This window comes from Wenjunlia tyrosinilytica, assembly GCF_014646055.1.
GTDB lineage: Bacteria > Actinomycetota > Actinomycetes > Streptomycetales > Streptomycetaceae > Wenjunlia > Wenjunlia tyrosinilytica.
The window spans coordinates 17,958-34,593 of sequence record NZ_BMMS01000006.1 but is presented as its reverse complement, the minus strand read 5'-3'; the positions used below and the strand labels follow the sequence as shown (position 1 = coordinate 34,593).

General features: G+C 71.5%; 14 protein-coding genes and 1 pseudogene. 5 read left to right on the top strand and 10 right to left on the bottom strand.

The features are described 5' to 3' along the window. Window positions 1-25: 25 nt before the first annotated feature. Complete coding sequence (locus IEY86_RS08285) at window positions 26-1,396, bottom strand: cryptochrome/photolyase family protein (protein ID WP_189130902.1); 1,371 nt, start codon at window positions 1,394-1,396, stop codon at window positions 26-28. 124 nt (window positions 1,397-1,520) lie between these two features. On the opposite strand from IEY86_RS08285, the gene IEY86_RS08280 reads away from it, so the two are divergent. Beyond that, window positions 1,521-1,901: a hypothetical protein gene (locus tag IEY86_RS08280; protein WP_189130901.1), complete on the top strand. Its 381-nt coding sequence runs from the start codon at window positions 1,521-1,523 to the stop codon at window positions 1,899-1,901. Window positions 1,902-2,060: 159 nt separating this feature from the next. Here IEY86_RS08280 and IEY86_RS08275 read toward each other — a convergent pair. Continuing rightward, window positions 2,061-2,841, bottom strand: a pseudogene (locus IEY86_RS08275) (pirin family protein). A 175-nt stretch (window positions 2,842-3,016) separates the two neighbouring features. Then, complete coding sequence (locus IEY86_RS08270) at window positions 3,017-3,481, bottom strand: SseB family protein (protein WP_189130900.1); 465 nt, start codon at window positions 3,479-3,481, stop codon at window positions 3,017-3,019. Between the two features lie 168 nt (window positions 3,482-3,649). Between IEY86_RS08270 and IEY86_RS08265 the strand changes: the two genes are divergently transcribed. The 3 genes from IEY86_RS08265 to IEY86_RS08255 all read left to right on the top strand — a co-directional run bounded on the left by IEY86_RS08265 (window position 3,650) and on the right by IEY86_RS08255 (window position 7,418). Beyond that, window positions 3,650-5,476, top strand: a complete 1,827-nt coding sequence (locus tag IEY86_RS08265) for an acyl-CoA dehydrogenase (protein ID WP_189130899.1) — start codon at window positions 3,650-3,652, stop codon at window positions 5,474-5,476. Between the two features lie 181 nt (window positions 5,477-5,657). Next, a complete protein-coding gene (locus tag IEY86_RS08260; protein ID WP_189130898.1) occupies window positions 5,658-6,938 on the top strand; it encodes a M18 family aminopeptidase in 1,281 nt (426 codons plus the stop codon). Between the two features lie 258 nt (window positions 6,939-7,196). After that, entirely contained in the window at window positions 7,197-7,418 is a 222-nt protein-coding gene (locus IEY86_RS08255; protein ID WP_189130897.1) for a hypothetical protein, read from the top strand. Window positions 7,419-7,445: 27 nt separating this feature from the next. Here the strand turns inward: IEY86_RS08255 and IEY86_RS08250 are convergent, their stop codons facing one another. From IEY86_RS08250 to IEY86_RS08235, 4 genes are all read right to left on the bottom strand, one after another. Beyond that, window positions 7,446-7,820 (bottom strand): nuclear transport factor 2 family protein, encoded by a 375-nt coding sequence (locus IEY86_RS08250; protein ID WP_189130896.1) that lies wholly within the window; start codon window positions 7,818-7,820, stop codon window positions 7,446-7,448. A 126-nt stretch (window positions 7,821-7,946) separates the two neighbouring features. After that, the gene (locus IEY86_RS08245) at window positions 7,947-9,800 is read right to left on the bottom strand and encodes an NHL domain-containing thioredoxin family protein (protein ID WP_189130895.1); all 1,854 of its coding nucleotides are present in this window, start codon (window positions 9,798-9,800) and stop codon (window positions 7,947-7,949) included. An 81-nt stretch (window positions 9,801-9,881) separates the two neighbouring features. Continuing rightward, entirely contained in the window at window positions 9,882-10,682 is an 801-nt protein-coding gene (locus IEY86_RS08240; protein WP_189130894.1) for a VOC family protein, read from the bottom strand. A 242-nt stretch (window positions 10,683-10,924) separates the two neighbouring features. Beyond that, entirely contained in the window at window positions 10,925-11,755 is an 831-nt protein-coding gene (locus IEY86_RS08235; protein ID WP_189131079.1) for a carbon-nitrogen family hydrolase, read from the bottom strand. 132 nt (window positions 11,756-11,887) lie between these two features. On the opposite strand from IEY86_RS08235, the gene IEY86_RS08230 reads away from it, so the two are divergent. Then, on the top strand, window positions 11,888-12,706 hold the full coding sequence (locus IEY86_RS08230) for a maleylpyruvate isomerase family mycothiol-dependent enzyme (protein WP_189130893.1): 819 nt from the start codon (window positions 11,888-11,890) through the stop codon (window positions 12,704-12,706). A 127-nt stretch (window positions 12,707-12,833) separates the two neighbouring features. On the opposite strand, the gene IEY86_RS08225 is transcribed toward IEY86_RS08230, so the two are convergent. The 3 genes from IEY86_RS08225 to IEY86_RS08215 form a co-directional block, all read right to left on the bottom strand. Then, a complete protein-coding gene (locus tag IEY86_RS08225; RefSeq protein ID WP_189130892.1) occupies window positions 12,834-14,177 on the bottom strand; it encodes an MFS transporter in 1,344 nt (447 codons plus the stop codon). After that, complete coding sequence (locus IEY86_RS08220) at window positions 14,174-14,839, bottom strand: GntR family transcriptional regulator (RefSeq protein WP_189130891.1); 666 nt, start codon at window positions 14,837-14,839, stop codon at window positions 14,174-14,176. Before IEY86_RS08220 ends, IEY86_RS08225 begins: the two co-directional genes overlap by 4 nt. 328 nt (window positions 14,840-15,167) lie before the next feature. Next, the gene (locus IEY86_RS08215) at window positions 15,168-16,634 is read right to left on the bottom strand and encodes a dihydrolipoamide acetyltransferase family protein (RefSeq protein ID WP_189130890.1); all 1,467 of its coding nucleotides are present in this window, start codon (window positions 16,632-16,634) and stop codon (window positions 15,168-15,170) included. Window positions 16,635-16,636 lie beyond the last annotated feature (2 nt).

The window sequence follows — 16,636 nt, the reverse complement described above, 5'->3', positions numbered from 1 at the left end:
AGGTCCCCGTTCTCCTCCCCTTCACTCACCGGTCCCGGCCCCGTGCCGCCCGCATGCGCGCAGCGCCCTCGTCGAGGTCCACGATCGGCGCGGGATAGTCACCGGGGAGCTCGGCCTGCCTCCAGGGCCGGTGCACGGCCGGGCCCTCGACGCCGGCGAGCTCGGGGACCCAGCGGCGCACATACTCGCCGTTCGGATCGAAGCGCTTGGCCTGGGCGAGCGGATTGAGGATCCGGTTCGGGCGGGTGTCGGTGCCCGTGCCCGCCACCCACTGCCAGTTGAGCTGGTTGTTCGCCACATCGCCGTCGACGAGCAGGTCGAGGAAGTGCCGGGCGCCCACCCTCCAGTCCGTGTAGAGGGTCTTGGCGAGAAAGCTCGCGGTCAGCAGCCTCGCCCGGTTGTGCATCCAGCCCTCGTGCGCGAGCTGCCGCATCCCCGCGTCCACGACGGGGTAGCCGGTGCGCCCCTCCTTCCAGGCGGCGATCTCCTTCTCGTCGGCGCGCCAGCGGTCGCCCTTGGTCCGGTAGTCCGCGGTGGCCGCGTCGGGGCGGGCATGGAGCACCTGGTGGTGGAAGTCGCGCCAGGCCAGCTGGCGCACGTACGCCTGGGCGCCCTCGCCGCCGCGCCTGCGCGCCCTCCGCACGGCCTCCACCGGTGAGAGGCAGCCGAAGTGGAAGAAGGGCGACATGCGGGAGGTGGCGTCGCCGGCGAGGTCGTCGTGCCGGTCCGCGTACTCGTCGAGCCCCGCCCTCTCCCATGCGGCGAACCGCCGCCTCGCCTCGCTCTCCCCTCCCCGGGCCAGGCCCGGCGAGATGCCGCCCGGCCGCTCGGGCAGGGGAAGCGAACCGATGTCCTCCGGCACCCGGACCCCACGGGGAGCGGCCAGCGGATCACGCGTCTCGGCCCGCTCCCACTGGCGGAAGTAGGGCGTGAACACCGCGAAGTGGTCCTTGCCCGCGGGGGTCTGCGCACCGGGGGCGACCGCGGTCACCACCGCGTCATGGACCCGCAGAGTGCAGTGTCCCCCCGTGGAGCGGCCTCCCGCGAGCGCCGTACGCAGCCGTTCCTCGCGGCGCACGGCGTAGCGGCTGGCGCCTGCCGCGAGGTGCACCTGTCCGGCGCCGGTCTCGTGCGCCACCCGGCACACCTGCTCGACGGCGTCTCCCGCGCGCAGCACCAGCCGCCCACCGCGCTCGCGCAGCCCCGAGTCGAGGTCGGTGAGGCAGTCGGCGAGGAAGGCGGACCGGTTCGCGGTGGCGAAGCCCGCCGAGCGCACACCGTCGTCGAGCACGAACAGCGGAACCACCTCGTCGGCCTCGGCGAGGGCGGCACGCAGCACGGGGTTGTCGTGCAGGCGCAGGTCGGAGGTGAACAGGGCGACGGCGGTGGAGGGCATGGCCCCTACACCTATTACCCCGGTGGTGGAACGAATGTCGCCGACCGTGCGACACACGGGGGACTCACCCGTCCGGGGCCGCTCTCCGGCTGCGGCCGCGCCGGGACGGTGTCTATGGTGACGTATGAGGCGATTCGTATCGGTCCTGGGGGCTGTCGCAGCGGTGACGCTCGCGTCCGTAGCCTGCTCGGACACGACTCAGCAGCTCGGCGGCTCGATCGTGCGCACCGCCACCTCTCAGGCGGGCGCCGCGGCGTTCAAGAACGCGGGGTACCCCATCCAGGGTGAGCTGTCGTGCAAGAGCACTTCCCAGGGCGACAGCGCCTACGAGGTGAACTGCACCGGCGTCACCACCAAGAACGAACCGGTGACGCTGAACGGCTCGGTCGACAAGAACGCTCAGGCGGAGGTGGGGAAGAACGCGAGGATCACCGGCGTCAAGTTCGTCGGCACGGCGGGCTCCAAGATCGTTTTCAACACCACCTGCATCGGCACCGACTGCTGAGCCGAGCCGGCTGGGTCGTGCGGCCGGCCTTCCGGAGAGCGCGGGGAGCCCCGTACGGGGCTCCCCGACCGGCGCACCCGAAACCGTGGACTACGCTCGGGCCCGGCCACCGCGTGCGCGTGGCCGGGCCCGAGCGTATGAGCCTGCCGGTGTCCGGGATCAGACGTGCTCCGCCGGTATCTGTCCCAGGCGGCCCGCCTTGAAGTCCTCGAAGGCCTGGGCGAGCTCCACCTGGCTGTTCATCACGAACGGCCCGTACTGCACCATCGGCTCGCGGATCGGCCGCCCACCGAGGAGGACGACCTCCAGATCGGGGCTGCGCGACTCCTGGGTCTCGGCGGCCCGAAGGGTCACCGAGTCACCGCGCCCGAAGGCCACGGCCTGCCCCGTCTCGAACGGCCGCCCCTCGGCGCCCGCCGTGCCGCGGCCCGCCAGGGCGTAGACGAGGGCGTTGAAGTCGGGGCGCCAGGGCAGGGTGATCTCGGCGCCGGGGCTGATGGTGGCGTGGATCAGCGTGATGGGGGTCTGGGTGACTCCCGGGCCGCTGTGGCCGTCGAGCCCGCCCGCGATCAGCCGCAGCAGGGAGCCGCCGTCCGGGGTGGTCAGCAGCTTGACCTGGCCGCCGCCGATGTCCTGGTACTTGGGGTTCATCATCTTCTGCTCGCGCGGAAGGTTCACCCAGAGCTGGAGGCCGTGGAAGAGGCCGCCGCTCATCACCAGCTCCTCCGGAGGAGCCTCGATGTGCAGGATGCCGCCGCCGGCGGTCATCCACTGGGTGTCGCCGCCGCCCAGAACCCCTCCACCACCGGTGGAGTCGCTGTGCACGAAGCTTCCGTCGATCAGACGTGACGGAGAGCACGGGGCGCGCGGTCGCCACGCCGGGGACGGGCGTGGTGACGCGCGGCAGGGTCAGGGGGTTGTCCACAGTCACTGCGGGCATGACGGCCTCCTTGGTGTTCAACGTTCAAGTTAGTTGAATTTCGAACAACCCGCAAGGAGTGCTTCATTCCCGATCAGGCCCGTGGGCGATTTTCGGCGAAGGCGGGAGCGACCCGGGAGGCCGGAGGGAGGCGGAGGCGCGTCCGCGCGTACAGGCGGGTGCCCGAGCGAGCCGGTCAGCCGTACATCCGGCGCATGGTGAAGTCGACCATCTGCTCGACGGCCTTGGCGTCGAACACCATCCGGTGCTCGCCCTCCATGTCGAGCACGAAGCCGTAGCCGGTCGGCAGCAGGTCCAGCACCTCGGCCCCGGTGATCACGAAGTACTTGGACTCCTTGCCCGCGTACCGGCGCAGCTCCTTGAGCGTGGTGAACATCGGGATCACCGGTTGCTGGGTGTTGTGCAGGGCCAGGAAGCCGGGCCGCTCACCGCGGGGGCAGTACACACGGGACGAGGCGAATATGGACTGGAAGTCCTCGGCCGACATCGAACCCGTGGTGAACGCGCGTACCGCGTCGGCCAGTGACGGGCTGGACGGCTCCGGGTACAGCGGCTGGCCGCCGTACCCGTCAGGAGCCGGCGGCGCCTGCTGGTAGTCAGGGCCCGGTCCACCGCTCACACTCTGGTCGTAGCCGTACACGCGGTACAGCGTAGCCAGTCGCGAGCGCCCCTGGAGCGGGGCCGGGTGACATGCGCCTCACGAGGTACTTCGGTGAACCGGTTGATTTGTGTTACTCACCAGTAGCATAGTGGGGTGCTACCGATTGGTAAGCAGACTACCGCCCTGGGAAAACGGAGAGCTGTTGCTATGGGCCACTACAAGTCAAATCTCCGCGACCTGGAGTTCAACCTCTTCGAGGTACTCGGCCGCGACAAGCTCTACGGCACCGGACCGTTCGCCGAGATGGACGTGGACACCGCACGCAGCGTCCTGAGCGAGATAGAGCGCCTCGCCAGCAACGAGCTGGCCGAGTCGTTCGCCGATGCCGACCGGAACCCCCCGGTGTTCGACCCGCACACCAGCACGGCCACCGTACCGGAGTCGTTCAAGAACTCCTACAAGGCGTTCATGGACGCCGAGTGGTGGCGCCTGGGCATCCCGGAGGAGATCGGCGGCACCAACGCGCCCCGCTCCCTGACCTGGGCTTACGCCGAGATGGTGCTGGGCTCCAACCCCGCCGTGTGGATGTACTCCTCCGGCCCCGCCTTCGCGGGCGTCCTCTTCGAGGAGGGCACCGAGGAGCAGCAGCGCATCGCCAAGCTGATGGTGGACCAGCAGTGGGGCTCCACCATGGTGCTCACCGAGCCCGACGCGGGCTCCGACGTGGGCGCCGGCCGTGCCAAGGCGGTCGAGCAGGAGGACGGCACCTGGCACATCGAGGGCGTGAAGCGCTTCATCACCTCCGGTGAGCACGACATGTCCGAGAACATCATCCACTTCGTGCTCGCCCGCCCCGAGGGACACGGCCCCGGCACGAAAGGCCTGTCCCTGTTCATCGTGCCGAAGTACGACTTCGACTGGGAGACCGGCGAGCTCGGCGAACGCAACGGCGCCTACGCCACCAACGTCGAGAAGAAGATGGGCCTGAAGGTCTCCAACACCTGCGAGATCACCTTCGGCGCCAACCACCCGGCCAAGGGCTGGCTGCTCGGCGAGAAGCACGACGGCATCCGCCAGATGTTCAAGATCATCGAGTTCGCCCGGATGATGGTCGGCACGAAGGCCATAGCCACCCTCTCCACCGGCTACCTCAACGCCCTCGAGTACGCCAAGGAGCGGGTGCAGGGCGCCGACCTGGCGAAGTTCACCGACAAGACCGCGCCGCGCGTCACCATCACCCACCACCCGGACGTGCGCCGCTCGCTCATGACGCAGAAGGCGTACGCCGAGGGCATGCGCGCCCTCGTGCTCTACACCGCCTCCGTCCAGGACGACATCCAGGCCGCCGAGGCCGCCGGCGAGGACGCCTCCGTCTCGCACCGTCTCAACGACCTGCTCCTGCCCATCGTCAAGGGCTACGGCTCGGAGAAGTCCTACGAGCAGCTCGCCCAGTCCCTCCAGACCCTCGGTGGCTCCGGGTACCTCCAGGAGTACCCGATCGAGCAGTACATCCGGGACGCCAAGATCGACACCCTCTACGAAGGCACCACGGCGATCCAGGGCCAGGACTTCTTCTTCCGCAAGATCGTCCGCGACCAGGGCCAGGCGCTCACCACCCTGTCCGAGGAGATCAAGAAGTTCCTCGGAACGGAGACCGGCGGCGAGGAGCTCGCGGCCGAGCGCGCCCTGCTCGCCCAGGCCGCCGTCGACCTCGAGGCGATCGTCGGCACCATGCTGACCGACCTCGCGGCCACCGAGCAGGACGTCAAGAACATCTACAAGGTGGGCCAGAACACCACCCGCCTGCTCATGGCCAGCGGCGACGTCGTCATCGGCTACCTGCTGCTGCGCCAGGCCTGCGTGGCACTGGACAAGCTCCCGACCGCGTCGGCGAAGGACAAGTCCTTCTACACCGGCAAGGTCGCCGCCGCGAAGTTCTTCGCGCGCAACGTCCTGCCGCTCGTCGCCACCCAGCGCTCGCTCGCCGAGTCCATCGACAACGAGATCATGGAGCTGCCCGAAGAGGCGTTCTAGTCCGCCCGACGGTCCCCTCCCCGCCCGCGAGCCGCCCGCGAAACGGACGGGGAGCGGACCCAGAAGGCCCAGAAGTCCCCCGCACCGGTGGCTCCCGGTGCGGGGGACGTTTTGTACTACGACTTTGTAGATTGGCACTGCGAGGACACAGCGAGGAAACGCTCCAGAAAGCAGGCAGACCATGGCCACGGCCTTCGACCGGACCCACACCGACGACCTGATCGCCTACCTCAGCGCGAGCCCGTCCCCCTATCACGCGGTCGCGAGCGCGGCCGAACGCCTGGAGAAGGCGGGGTACCGGCAGCTGTCGGAGACGGAGGCGTGGAGCGGTTCCGCCGGCGGCCGGTACGTGATCCGCGCAGGCGCGCTGATCGCCTGGTACGTCCCCGAAAGCGCCACCGCCGCCACCCCGTTCCGCATCATCGGCGCGCACACCGACTCGCCCAACCTGCGCGTCAAGCCCATCCCGGACACCGGCTCCGCGGGCTGGCGGCAGATCGCCGTCGAGCTCTACGGCGGCACGCTGCACAACACCTGGCTCGACCGCGACCTCGGCCTGTCCGGGCGCCTGGCCCTGCGCGACGGCTCCACCCGCCTGGTCCACATCGACCGCCCGCTCCTGCGCGTCCCCCAGCTCGCCATCCACCTCGACCGCTCCGCCAACGAGGGCCTGACGCTGGACAAGCAGCGCCACCTCACCCCGGTCTGGGGACTCGGCCGGGTCGAGGAGGGCGCGCTCATCGCCTTCGTCGCCGAGGAGGCGGACGTCGACGCCGACGACATCGCCGGGTGGGACCTGATGGTCCACGACATCCAGCCGCCCGCCTACCTCGGCCGGGACGGTGAACTGCTCGCCGCCCCCCGCCTGGACAACCTGCTCTCCGTCCACGCGGGCGCCGCGGCCCTCACCTCGGTCACCGACAGCGACCCGCGCCACATCCCCGTCCTGGCCGCTTTCGACCACGAGGAGAACGGCAGCCAATCCGACACCGGCGCCCAGGGGCCGCTGCTCGGCAATGTCCTGGAGCGCTCAATCGCCGCCCGGGGCGGCTCGCTCGAGGACCGCGCCCGTGCCTTCGCCGGCACCGTGTGCCTGTCCTCCGACATGGGCCACGCCGTGCACCCCAACTACAGCGACCGCCATGAGCCGGGCCACCACCCGCTGCCCAACGGCGGCCCCATCCTGAAGGTGAACGTCAACCAGCGCTACGCCACCGACGGGGTGGGACGCGCGGTCTTCGCCCGTGCCTGCGAGCGGGCGGCGGTGCCGTGGCAGGCGTTCGTCTCCAACAACTCGATGCCGTGCGGCACCACCATCGGCCCGATCACCGCCGCCCGCCTGGGCATTCACACGGTGGACGTGGGGGTGGCCGCCCTGTCGATGCACTCCTCGCGCGAACTGTGCGGCGCCGACGACCCATTCCTGCTGGCGAGCGCGCTCAAGTCGTTCGTGGAGGAGTGAACGCGCATCCCGGCGGCCGTCGAACGGTGACCGGGGCGGCCCTCGAGCCCTGGCCGGGGCGGCCGTTGAGCGGTGACCGGGACGGCATGGAGCGTTGGAGTGCCAAGGGGCGGCGGCGGTGGACAACACCGCCGCCGCCCCTGCGCGTCGGGTTCCTTCGCGACCGCGGCTCACGGGCCGGGAAACATACCGCCGCCGAGTGCGGGTAGGCGCAGCCCCAGACCGGGTGAACACCCGAGAGACAAGGAGACACTCCCCATGGGTATCGGCGGCTGCATCGCACTCATCGCCGTGGGCGCCATCCTCACCTTCGGGGTGAACTGGCACCTGGCCGGCGCGAACGTCGACCTGATCGGACTCATCCTGATGGGCGTCGGCGTCATCGGAATCGCGGCCTACGTCAGCATCTTCAAGCGGCGGCGTATGCAGCCGCCGTCCCCCGCCGCTCCCGTGGTGGAGGAGCACAGGTACTACGACTGACGCCCGCTCCAGGCGCGTGACGCCCGCTCAGGCCGCGGGCACCTTGTCGAAGAAGCCGAGCACGGTGGCGATCCGCCCGTCCTCACCCACGACGACGGTGTCGAAGCCGACGACGAGCGCCTCGCCACCGGCCTCGGGCGCCAGCTCCCAGGTGAACCGGGCGATGCCGTGGTGGCCGTCCACCGGGCCGCCCCGCCGCAGGACAAAGCCGGGAAACTGCTTCTGAACGCCCGCGATCACGGCTTCCAGGCCCTCATGGCCGCGCACGTCCGAGAGCGGATCGGTGAAGGTGCCGTCCTCGGCGAAGACCGCGGCCACCGCATCGGCTCGGCGGGCGGTGTCGCTCTCGTTCCAGACGGCGATGTAGCGGTCGACGAGCTGGTCGAAGTCGATGTCACTCATGGCGGATCCCCTTTGCCTCGACGGGAGTCGGCGTTCCGCGAGCTCGCGGAACGCCTTCAATCTCCCATCGGGCGCGGGGACCGTCGATGACGTCACAGGTAATGGCCCCGGGGCGCGGGGAGCCGTTCAGGCGTCCATGCCCGCCAGGACCAGCGGAAGGCGTCCGGCGCCACCGGGCACGATCCGCACCGGAACTCCCCAGTCCTGCTGGTGGACATGGCAGGCCGGGTACTCGATGTCCGCATCGTCGTCGCACGAGGCGGCCATGGCGGAGACATGCAGCACCCCCTCGACCGGACCGTCCCCGGCGATGACGACCTCGCGGCTCAGATCCGTGCCCGCGCCCGCCCCTTCGGCCAGCAGCTCCGGCGGGGTCGAGCCGACCAGCAGGCGCGTCGAGGGGCCGTAGCGCTCGTCCAGCTTCTGCCCAGCGGGCGCGGAGAAGACCACATCGAGGCGGAACGGCCCCGCGGCGACCTCGGTCGCCGGGCGCTGCGTGCGGTGGGCGGCGGCCTCCACCCGCACCGCGTCCTCGGGCAGCCGCAGCCGGGTCAGCCGGTGGCGGGCCGACTCCACCACCACGATGTCCTCCCCCACCAGCACGGCATCGGACGGCTCACGCACATCCGTGGCGAGCGTCGTCACCTCGCCGGTCGCGGGGTCGTAGCGGCGCAGCGCGTGGTTGTAGGTGTCGCTGACGGCGACCGAGCCGTCAGGGAGGACGGTGACGCCCAGCGGATGCTGGAGAAGGGCCTGCTCGGCGGCCCCGTCCCGGTGCCCGAAGTCGAACAGCCCGGTGCCGACGGCGGTGTGCACGGTGAAACCGTCGGCGTCCTGGACCACATACCGCAGCGCTGAGGTCTCCGAGTCGGCGATCCACAGCCTGGCCCCGCCGGGGGCGTCGTCCGTCGCCGCGGCCAGCCCTGACGGCTGAGCGAACCACGCCTCGGCCGCGGGCCCGTCGACCAGGCCCTCGTTGGTCGTACCGGCCGCCGCCGCCACCGTGCCGTCCCCGGGGTCGTAGCTCCACAGCTGGTGGACCCCGGCCATGGCGATCCACAGCCGGTCCGCGAACCAGGCCACGTCCCACGGCGACGACAGATCCACCGCGAGGGCCGGGCCGCTCGTCGCCGAGCCCTGCCACCACTGCCTGCCGGTGCCGGCGAGGGTGGCCACCTCACCGGTGGCGGGGTCGAAGCGGCGCAGCGCGTGGTTGACGGCGTCGGCGACGGCCACACCGCCGTCGGGCAGGAGGGCCAGGCCCTGGGGCTCGCTGAAGCGCGCGCTCTCGGCCGGTCCGTCCCGGAAGCCGCGGGTGCCGTCGCCGATCCGGCGCACGACCGTCTCCCCGTCCTCGGCCAGCTCGACCAGGGCGTGCCGGGTGGAGTCGGAGACCAGGAGGTTTCCCGAGGGCAGCAGCAGCGCCTTCCCGGGGAAGCGCAGATCGGTGGCGGCGGGCTCCGGCGGCACATAGGGTCCCTCGCCCCGGCGCAGCGTCCCCTTGGCGGCGTGCTCGGCCTCCAACTCGCTGACCAGCGTCTCCAGGGCGTGCGCATGCCCCTCACCCGCGTGCTGGGCGACGACGTACCCCTCGGGATCGATGACCACCAGCGTCGGCCAGGCCCGGACGGCGTACTGCTTCCAGGTGGCGAGCTCGGGATCGTCGAGCACGGGGTGACGCACCTCGTACCGCTCGACGGCATCGAGCACCGCCTGGTGGTCGGCCTCATGAACGAACTTGGGCGAGTGCACCCCGACGATCACCACGGTGTCCCGGTGCTTCTCCTCCAGCTCCCGCAGCTCGTCGAGGACGTGGAGGCAGTTGATGCAGCAGAAGGTCCAGAAGTCGAGGATCACGACGGATCCCCGAAAGTCGGCCAGCCGCAGACCGCGGCCTCCGGTGTTGATCCATCCGCCCTTGCCGAGCAGCTCCGGAGCGCGCACGCGGGCGCGCCGGGGCGCCTTCTCCTGGTTGCTCATGGCTACCAGCATGCCTGGTGGCCCCCGTCCGGCGGGAGGCAGGGCGGGGCCACCGGGGACCGGCCGCGCAAGCCCGGAGGGCTAGCCCCAGTCGGGTTCGGGGCCGGTGGCGTCGATGATGGCGAAGACGGCGCCCTGCTGGTCGTGGACGACGGCCATACGGCCCGCGGGCATGTCGAAAGCGGGTCTGATCGTGCCGCCGCCTGCCTTGACCAGCGTGTCCACGGTGGCGTCGGTGCCGCCGACCGAGAAGTAGGGCAGCCAGTGCGGCGGGGTCCCGGGTGGGAAGTCGTCGCCGATCTGCTGCATACCGCCGACCACGCGGCCGTTCACATCGAGGCCGTGGTAGCCGGGGATGCCCTCCATCGGAGCGACGCCGATGCCGATGGCGCGGGGGTAGAAGGCGGCTGCGGCCTCGGGGTCGGTGGTGTTGAGCTCGCTCCAGACGAGGGAGCCGGGCTCGTTGACGACGCGGGACCCGAAGAACTCCAGCGCCTGCCACACACCGAACGCGGCTCCGGCGGGGTCGGCGGCGATCAGCATGCGGCCCATCGCGGGGACCTCGGTCGGCGGCATCAGCACGACTCCGCCGTTGTCGGTCACGGAGCGGGCGGTCCCGTCGGCGTCGGCGGAGGCCAGGTAGGTGGTCCACGCGGCCGTCGGTACGGCCTGGTCCTCGGGGGCCTGCGGGCGGGCCATGATGCCGGCGACGGGCTTGCCCTTGAGCGAGCAGACCGCGTAGCCGCCGTACTCGGGCGGACCGATCTCACCCGTCCAGCCGAAGAGCTGGTGGTAGAAGTCGAGGGCCGCCGGCTGGTCGGGGACGATCAGGTCCACCCAGCACGGGGTTCCGGGCGGGTAGGGGGCGATGACCTCGGGCATGGAGTGCCTCCCTGTGGACTGTGCGTCTCCTAGTCACCCTGATGGCTCAGAGCCGGTGCCGCCACTCGGGCGGACGCGGGGCGGGCCCGGGGCCCGGGCCTGGGGGAAACGGCCAGGAGCGCGGGGAAACAGCCATGGGCGCGGGGAAACAGCCAGGGGCGGGAAACGGCCGGGCCAGGAGAAGCGGCCAGGAGCGCGAGGAGCGGCTAGCGACGCGGGACCGGCTAGCGACGCGGGAGCGACTAGCGACGCGGGGGAACCGGCAGGCCCAGCAGGCGGTCGCGCAGGACGGGGAAGTCGGCGCGGACCTTGGCCACCTGACCGGGGTCGATGTCCACGACGAGGACCTCCTCGTCCGTGCCGCCCTCGGCCAGCACCTCGCCCCACGGATCGACGACGAGGCTGTGCCCCGCCTGCTCCACCCCGGCGTGGGTTCCGGCCGAGCAGCACGCCAGGACGAACGCCTGGGACTCCACGGCGCGGGCGCGGGCCAGCAGGAGCCAGTGTTCACGGCGGCGGGCGGGCCATCCCGCGGGGATCACCAGCAGTTCCGCGCCCGCGTCCACCAGCAGCCGGAACTGCTCGGGGAAGCGCAGGTCGTAGCAGGTGGCCAGGCCCAAGGTGCCGTGTGCGGTGGCGGCGGTGGCGATCTGCTCGCCGCCGCCCATGACGACGGCCTCGCCCTCGTCGAAGCCGAAGCGGTGGATCTTGCGGTAGGTCCGGCGCAGCTCGCCGTCGGGGCCGAAGACCAGCGAGGTGTTGAACATCCGCCCCGGCCGCCCCGGTCCCTCGGCGGAGCCGGGGCCGGTGGCCTCGCGCTCCACGATGCTGCCCGCATGCAGCCACACCCCCGCGTCACGGGCGGCGCCGGACATCGCCGTGGCCGTCGGGCCGTCCAGGGGCTCGGCGGTGTCCTCCCAGAGGTCGTACGCGAAGGCACCCGTGGGCCACAGCTCCGGCAGGACCACCAGATCCGCCCCGGATTGCGCGCGGACCAGGTCGGCCACCCGGGATCGCCGTGAATCGACACTCTCGTCCGGATGTACGTCGATCTGCATCAGCGCAGCGCGCACAGTACCACCGCCCATGAGTCCGGACCCTGCGTTCGGCCCTACCATCGTCATTCGAAAGCACTGCCACGGTGCCCGTGGGCAGCGTAACTTAGCGACTCAGACCAGCGCGCTCCGAAACGTTCGAGGGGTCACGTGACCGTCCATCAGAATCTCCAGCCCTATGTCGACGCCTGGACCCACTCCATCGAAGCGATATCCGAGTTGTGCGCTCCGCTCTCCGAGGGGGAGTGGAACCGTGCGACCTCGTGCCCCGGCTGGTCGGTGCGCGACGTGGTCTCCCATGTCATCGCGATCGAGTCGGAGATCCTCGGCGATCCGCGTCCCATCCACTCGCTGCCGCGAGATCTGCGCCATGTCGTGGACGAGACCTCGCGCTACATGGAGGTGCCGGTCGACGTGCGGCGCTGCCACACGGGGCCGGAGATGACGGGCGAGCTGGAGTACACGATCATCCGGCGCAGCCGCCAGCTGCGGAACGAGACCCGTGAGCCCGACGCGACCGTGCGCGGTGTGACGGGCAAGGAGGAGACCCTGGAGGCCCAGCTCATCAGCCGGGCGTTCGATGTGTGGGTGCACGAGCAGGACGTCCGCCGCGCCCTCGGCCGACCGGGCAACCTCGACTCGCCCGGCGCCATCGTCACACGGGACTTCCTCATCCAGTCGCTCCCCAAGGCCGTGGCCAAGGGCGCGGGCGCTCCGCCGAACTCGGCGGTGGTCTTCGACGTGCACGGTGCCGTGGAGTTCATGCGCACCGTGCGGGTGAACGCCGAGGGACGGGGCAGCGTCGACGCCAGTGTCTCGCTGGGCCCGGCCGTCACCCTGTCGATGGACTGGGAGATGTACGTCCTGCTGCAGTGCGGGCGGATCCGCGCGCACGTTGCGCAGGTCAAGCTCGAGGGCGACGAGGAGCTCGGCCGCCGGGTGCTGGAGAACCTGGCCGTCACTCCCTGACGCGAGCGACCCCTCCCTGGCGCCGATCCCCGGCGCCGACGCGGCCGACGCGACCGGACCGGCCCTCGCCCGGTCGTTGTCGCGCAGTCGGTCCCGCGCGGTCGGTCCCGCGCGGTCGTCGCCGCCCTCAGGCGGCCTTGGCCGGGACGTGGACCGTCTCGACGCGGCTCACGGTGATCCGCTCCCGTTCCAGCATGGCCGCCCGGCGGCGCAGCCGCAGGATCTGGGTGAGGCCGATCGCCTGGAGGACGAAGACCGAGCAGAACGCGATGTGGTAGGCGTGCGCGCTGTACGGCGTGCCACCGCGGCCGCCGTCCACCGCGTCCAGGATCACTCCTACGGCCAACAGGGTGATCATGGTGGCGACGAAGCCGCCCATGTTGACGATGCCGGAGGCGGTGCCGAGCCGCTCCGGCGGGTTCGCGGGCCGGGCGAAGTCGAAACCGATCATCGACGCCGGTCCGCACGCCCCCAGCACGGCGGCGTGCGCCACCAGCAGCCCGATCGGCGCGTGCTCGCCGGGCCAGGCCAGCACCGCCACCCAGGCGAGCGCGGTCGTGGCGACGACGGCGAGGGTGAGCGGCATCCGGGCGCCGTTGTGGCGGGCGATGACCTGGCCGAAGACGATGCCCAGGACCATGTTCGACACCACCACGAGCGTGAGCAGTTCACCGGCCGTCTCCCGGCTGAGCCCCTCGGCCTCCACCAGGAACGGCATGCCCCACAGCAGCAGGAACGCCATCGCGGAGAACTGGGTGGTGAAGTGGGTCCACAGGCCGAGGCGGGTGCCGGGCTCACGCCAGGCGCTGGCGATCTGCTCGCGCAGCCGCGCGGGTGACGTCTTCTCGGCCGGGGCCCGCCGCGGACCTGCGTCGGGCCGGTCCTTGAGGAACAGCACGACGAGTATCAGCGCCAGCGCGCCGCCCGCGGCGGTTCCGGTGAACGTCGGCGTCCAGCCCGCGGTGTGCAGCATGCGGGCGAGCAGCAGCGTGCTGACGAGGTTGCCCGCCATGCCGAACAGCGCCGCGCACTGGGCGATCAGGGGGCCGCGGCGGGCGGGGAACCAGTGCGCGCCCAGCCGCAGGACGCTGACGAACGTCATGGCGTCACCGCAGCCGAGCACCGCCCGGGAGACCAGGGCGGGGGCGAAGGCGTGGGAGAGGGCGAAGCCGAGCTGTCCCGCGGTGAACAGCACGATGCCCAGGCTCAGCACCCGCTTGGTGCCGAGGCGGTCCACCAGGAGCCCGACCGGGATCTGCATTCCGGCGTAGACGAGCACCTGGAGGATGGAGAAGGAGGAGAGCGCGGAGGCGCCCACGCCGAAGCGGTCGGCCGCGTCGATCCCGGCGACGCCGAGGCTGCTGCGGTGGACGACCGCGATGACGTAGACGAGGACGCCGATGCCCCAGACGAGGGCGGCCCTGCGGCCGCCCGGCGGGTCGTTGGGCATCCGGAGGTGCGCGGAGCTCATATCCCCCTCACCAGTGCCTGCACCCAGCTGACGTGCCGGTGGACCAGGGCCGCGGCCTTGTCGGGGCAGCCTCCGCGCAGGGCCTCGAGGATCTCGGTGTGCTCGGCGATGTTCTTGTTGACCCGGTCGGGCTCGGCGTTCATCACGGCCACACCCATCCGCAACTGGCGGTCGCGCAGCTGGTCGTAGAGCTGCTCGAGGATGCGGTTGCCGGCCGTCGCGACGATGGCGGCGTGGAAGGCGCGGTCGGCGGCGGCGAATCCGGAGAGGTCGCCCGAGGCGGCCAGTTCGCTCTGGAGGACGAGCAGTTCCTCCAGGCGCTCGATCAGGCGCGCCGGGGCGGGCACGGCCTTGCGGACGGAGTGCTCCTCGATGAGGCGCCGGGTCTCGACGACGTCGGCGATCTCCTGGGCCGAGACGGGCAGCACGAGGGCGCCCTTCTTCGGGTAGAGCTTGAGCAGTCCCTCGGCCTCCAGGCGCAGCAGCGCCTCGCGCACGGGGGTGCGCGAGACCCCGAGGACCGAGGCGAGGTCTCCCTCGGTCAGCAGCGTCCCGCCCTCGTAACTGCGGTCGAGCACGGCCTGTTTGACGTGGGCGTACACCCGGTCGGCGGCGGGGACGCGGGAAGTGGCGGCGGTGGGGGTGGGGGCTGCGGCAGGCATGATGAATGCATCATAGATACAACAGGGATGCGTCACGAGGGCGTTCCGCGATGCGGACGAAGCGCTGTGCGGCGTGACCGCCGCGACCGGCGACGGCTTCCAGTGCGTCGGCGACGGCTTGAAGCCCGCCCGGCGGCCGACGAGCGCGACCGGCGGCCCCGAACACGGCGGCAGGCCCGAACACGGCGGCCCCGGGCGGAGATCTCCGCCCGGGGCCGCCGTGGACCGGCTGCGCCCTGGCCGATGACGCGGTGACCGACAACGCCATGACCGACAACGCCATGACCGATTTGTTCGCCGGTCGACGCACGCCGGGCCGAACGCCGGTTCACGCCCAGGTGATGAGCCTCTTGGGGCGCTCCAGGATCGCCGCGATGTCGGCGAGGACCCTGGAGCCCAGCTCGCCGTCGACCAGGCGGTGGTCGAAGGACAGCGCCAGCGTCGTCACGTCGCGCGGGACGACCTTGCCCTTGTGGACCCACGGCTGCGGCTTGACCGCGCCGAAGGCGAGGATCGCGGACTCCCCGGGATTGAGGATCGGGGTGCCGGTGTCGATGCCGAAGACGCCCACGTTGGTGATGGTCACGGTGCCGCCCTGCATGTCGAGCGGACTCGTCCTGCCCTCGCGGGCGGTGGCGACGAGTTCGCCCAGGGAGGTGGCCAGCTCCGGCAGGGTCTTGGCGTGCGCGTCCTTGATGTTCGGGACGATCAGCCCACGGGGAGTGGCCGCGGCGATGCCCAGGTTGACGTAGTGCTTGTACACGATCTCCTGGTTCGCCTCGTCCCAGGCGGCGTTGACCTCCGGGTTGCGCTTGATCGCGACGAGGAAGGCCTTGGCCACGATGAGCAGCGGGTTCACCCGCACCCCCGCCATGTCCGGGTCCTCCTTGAGGTCGCGGACCAGCTTCATCGTGCGGGTGACGTCGACCGTGATGAACTCGGTGACGTGCGGCGCGGTGAAGGCACTGGAGACCATCGCCTGGGCGGTGGCCTTGCGTACGCCCTTGACCGGCACCCGGGTCTCGCGCTCGCCGGGCGCGGCGGTCACGGCGGGCGCCACCGCGGGGGCCGGGGGAGCCTGCGGGGCCGGTTCGGCCGCCGCGGGCGCGGCCTGCTCGGTGCGGGCGGCGGCGAACGCGTGCAGATCCTCGCGGGTGACGCTGCCGCCGGGCCCGGTGGCCGCCACCTCGGCCAGATCGATGCCCATGTCCTTGGCGAGCTTGCGGACGGGGGGCTTGGCGAGGGCCTTGCCGCCGGTCGGCTGGGGCGCGGCCACGGGCTCGGGCGCCGGTGCCGGCTCCACCGCGGGGGCGAAGGCGGCGGCGGTCGCCGTGGTGGCGGTCCCCGAAGCGGCCGGTGCGGCGGGCGCGGCGGGCGCCTTGCGCGGGCGGCGCTTGGCGGTGCCGGTCCGCGGGCCGTAGCCCACCAGGACCGCCTGGCGCTCCTGCTTCTCCTCCTCCACGGGAGCGGCCTCGGCCACGGGCTCGGGGGCCTGCGGCCGGCCCGCGGGCACCTCGGCGTCCCCGGCGTCCGGGTCGGTGTCGACGGTGATGATCACCTCTCCGACGTCGACCGTCGTCCCCTCGCCGAAGCGCAGCTCGTGCACCACTCCGTCGAACGGGATCGGCAGCTCGACGGCGGCCTTGGCGGTCTCCACCTCGCAGACCATCTGGCCGTCGCTGACCTTGTCGCCGGGGGCGACGTGCCAGGTGAGGATCTCGGCCTCGGTGAGTCCCTCGCCGACGTCCGGCATCCTGAACTCACGGAAGCGCTGTCCGGTGGTCGCTGTAGTCACGG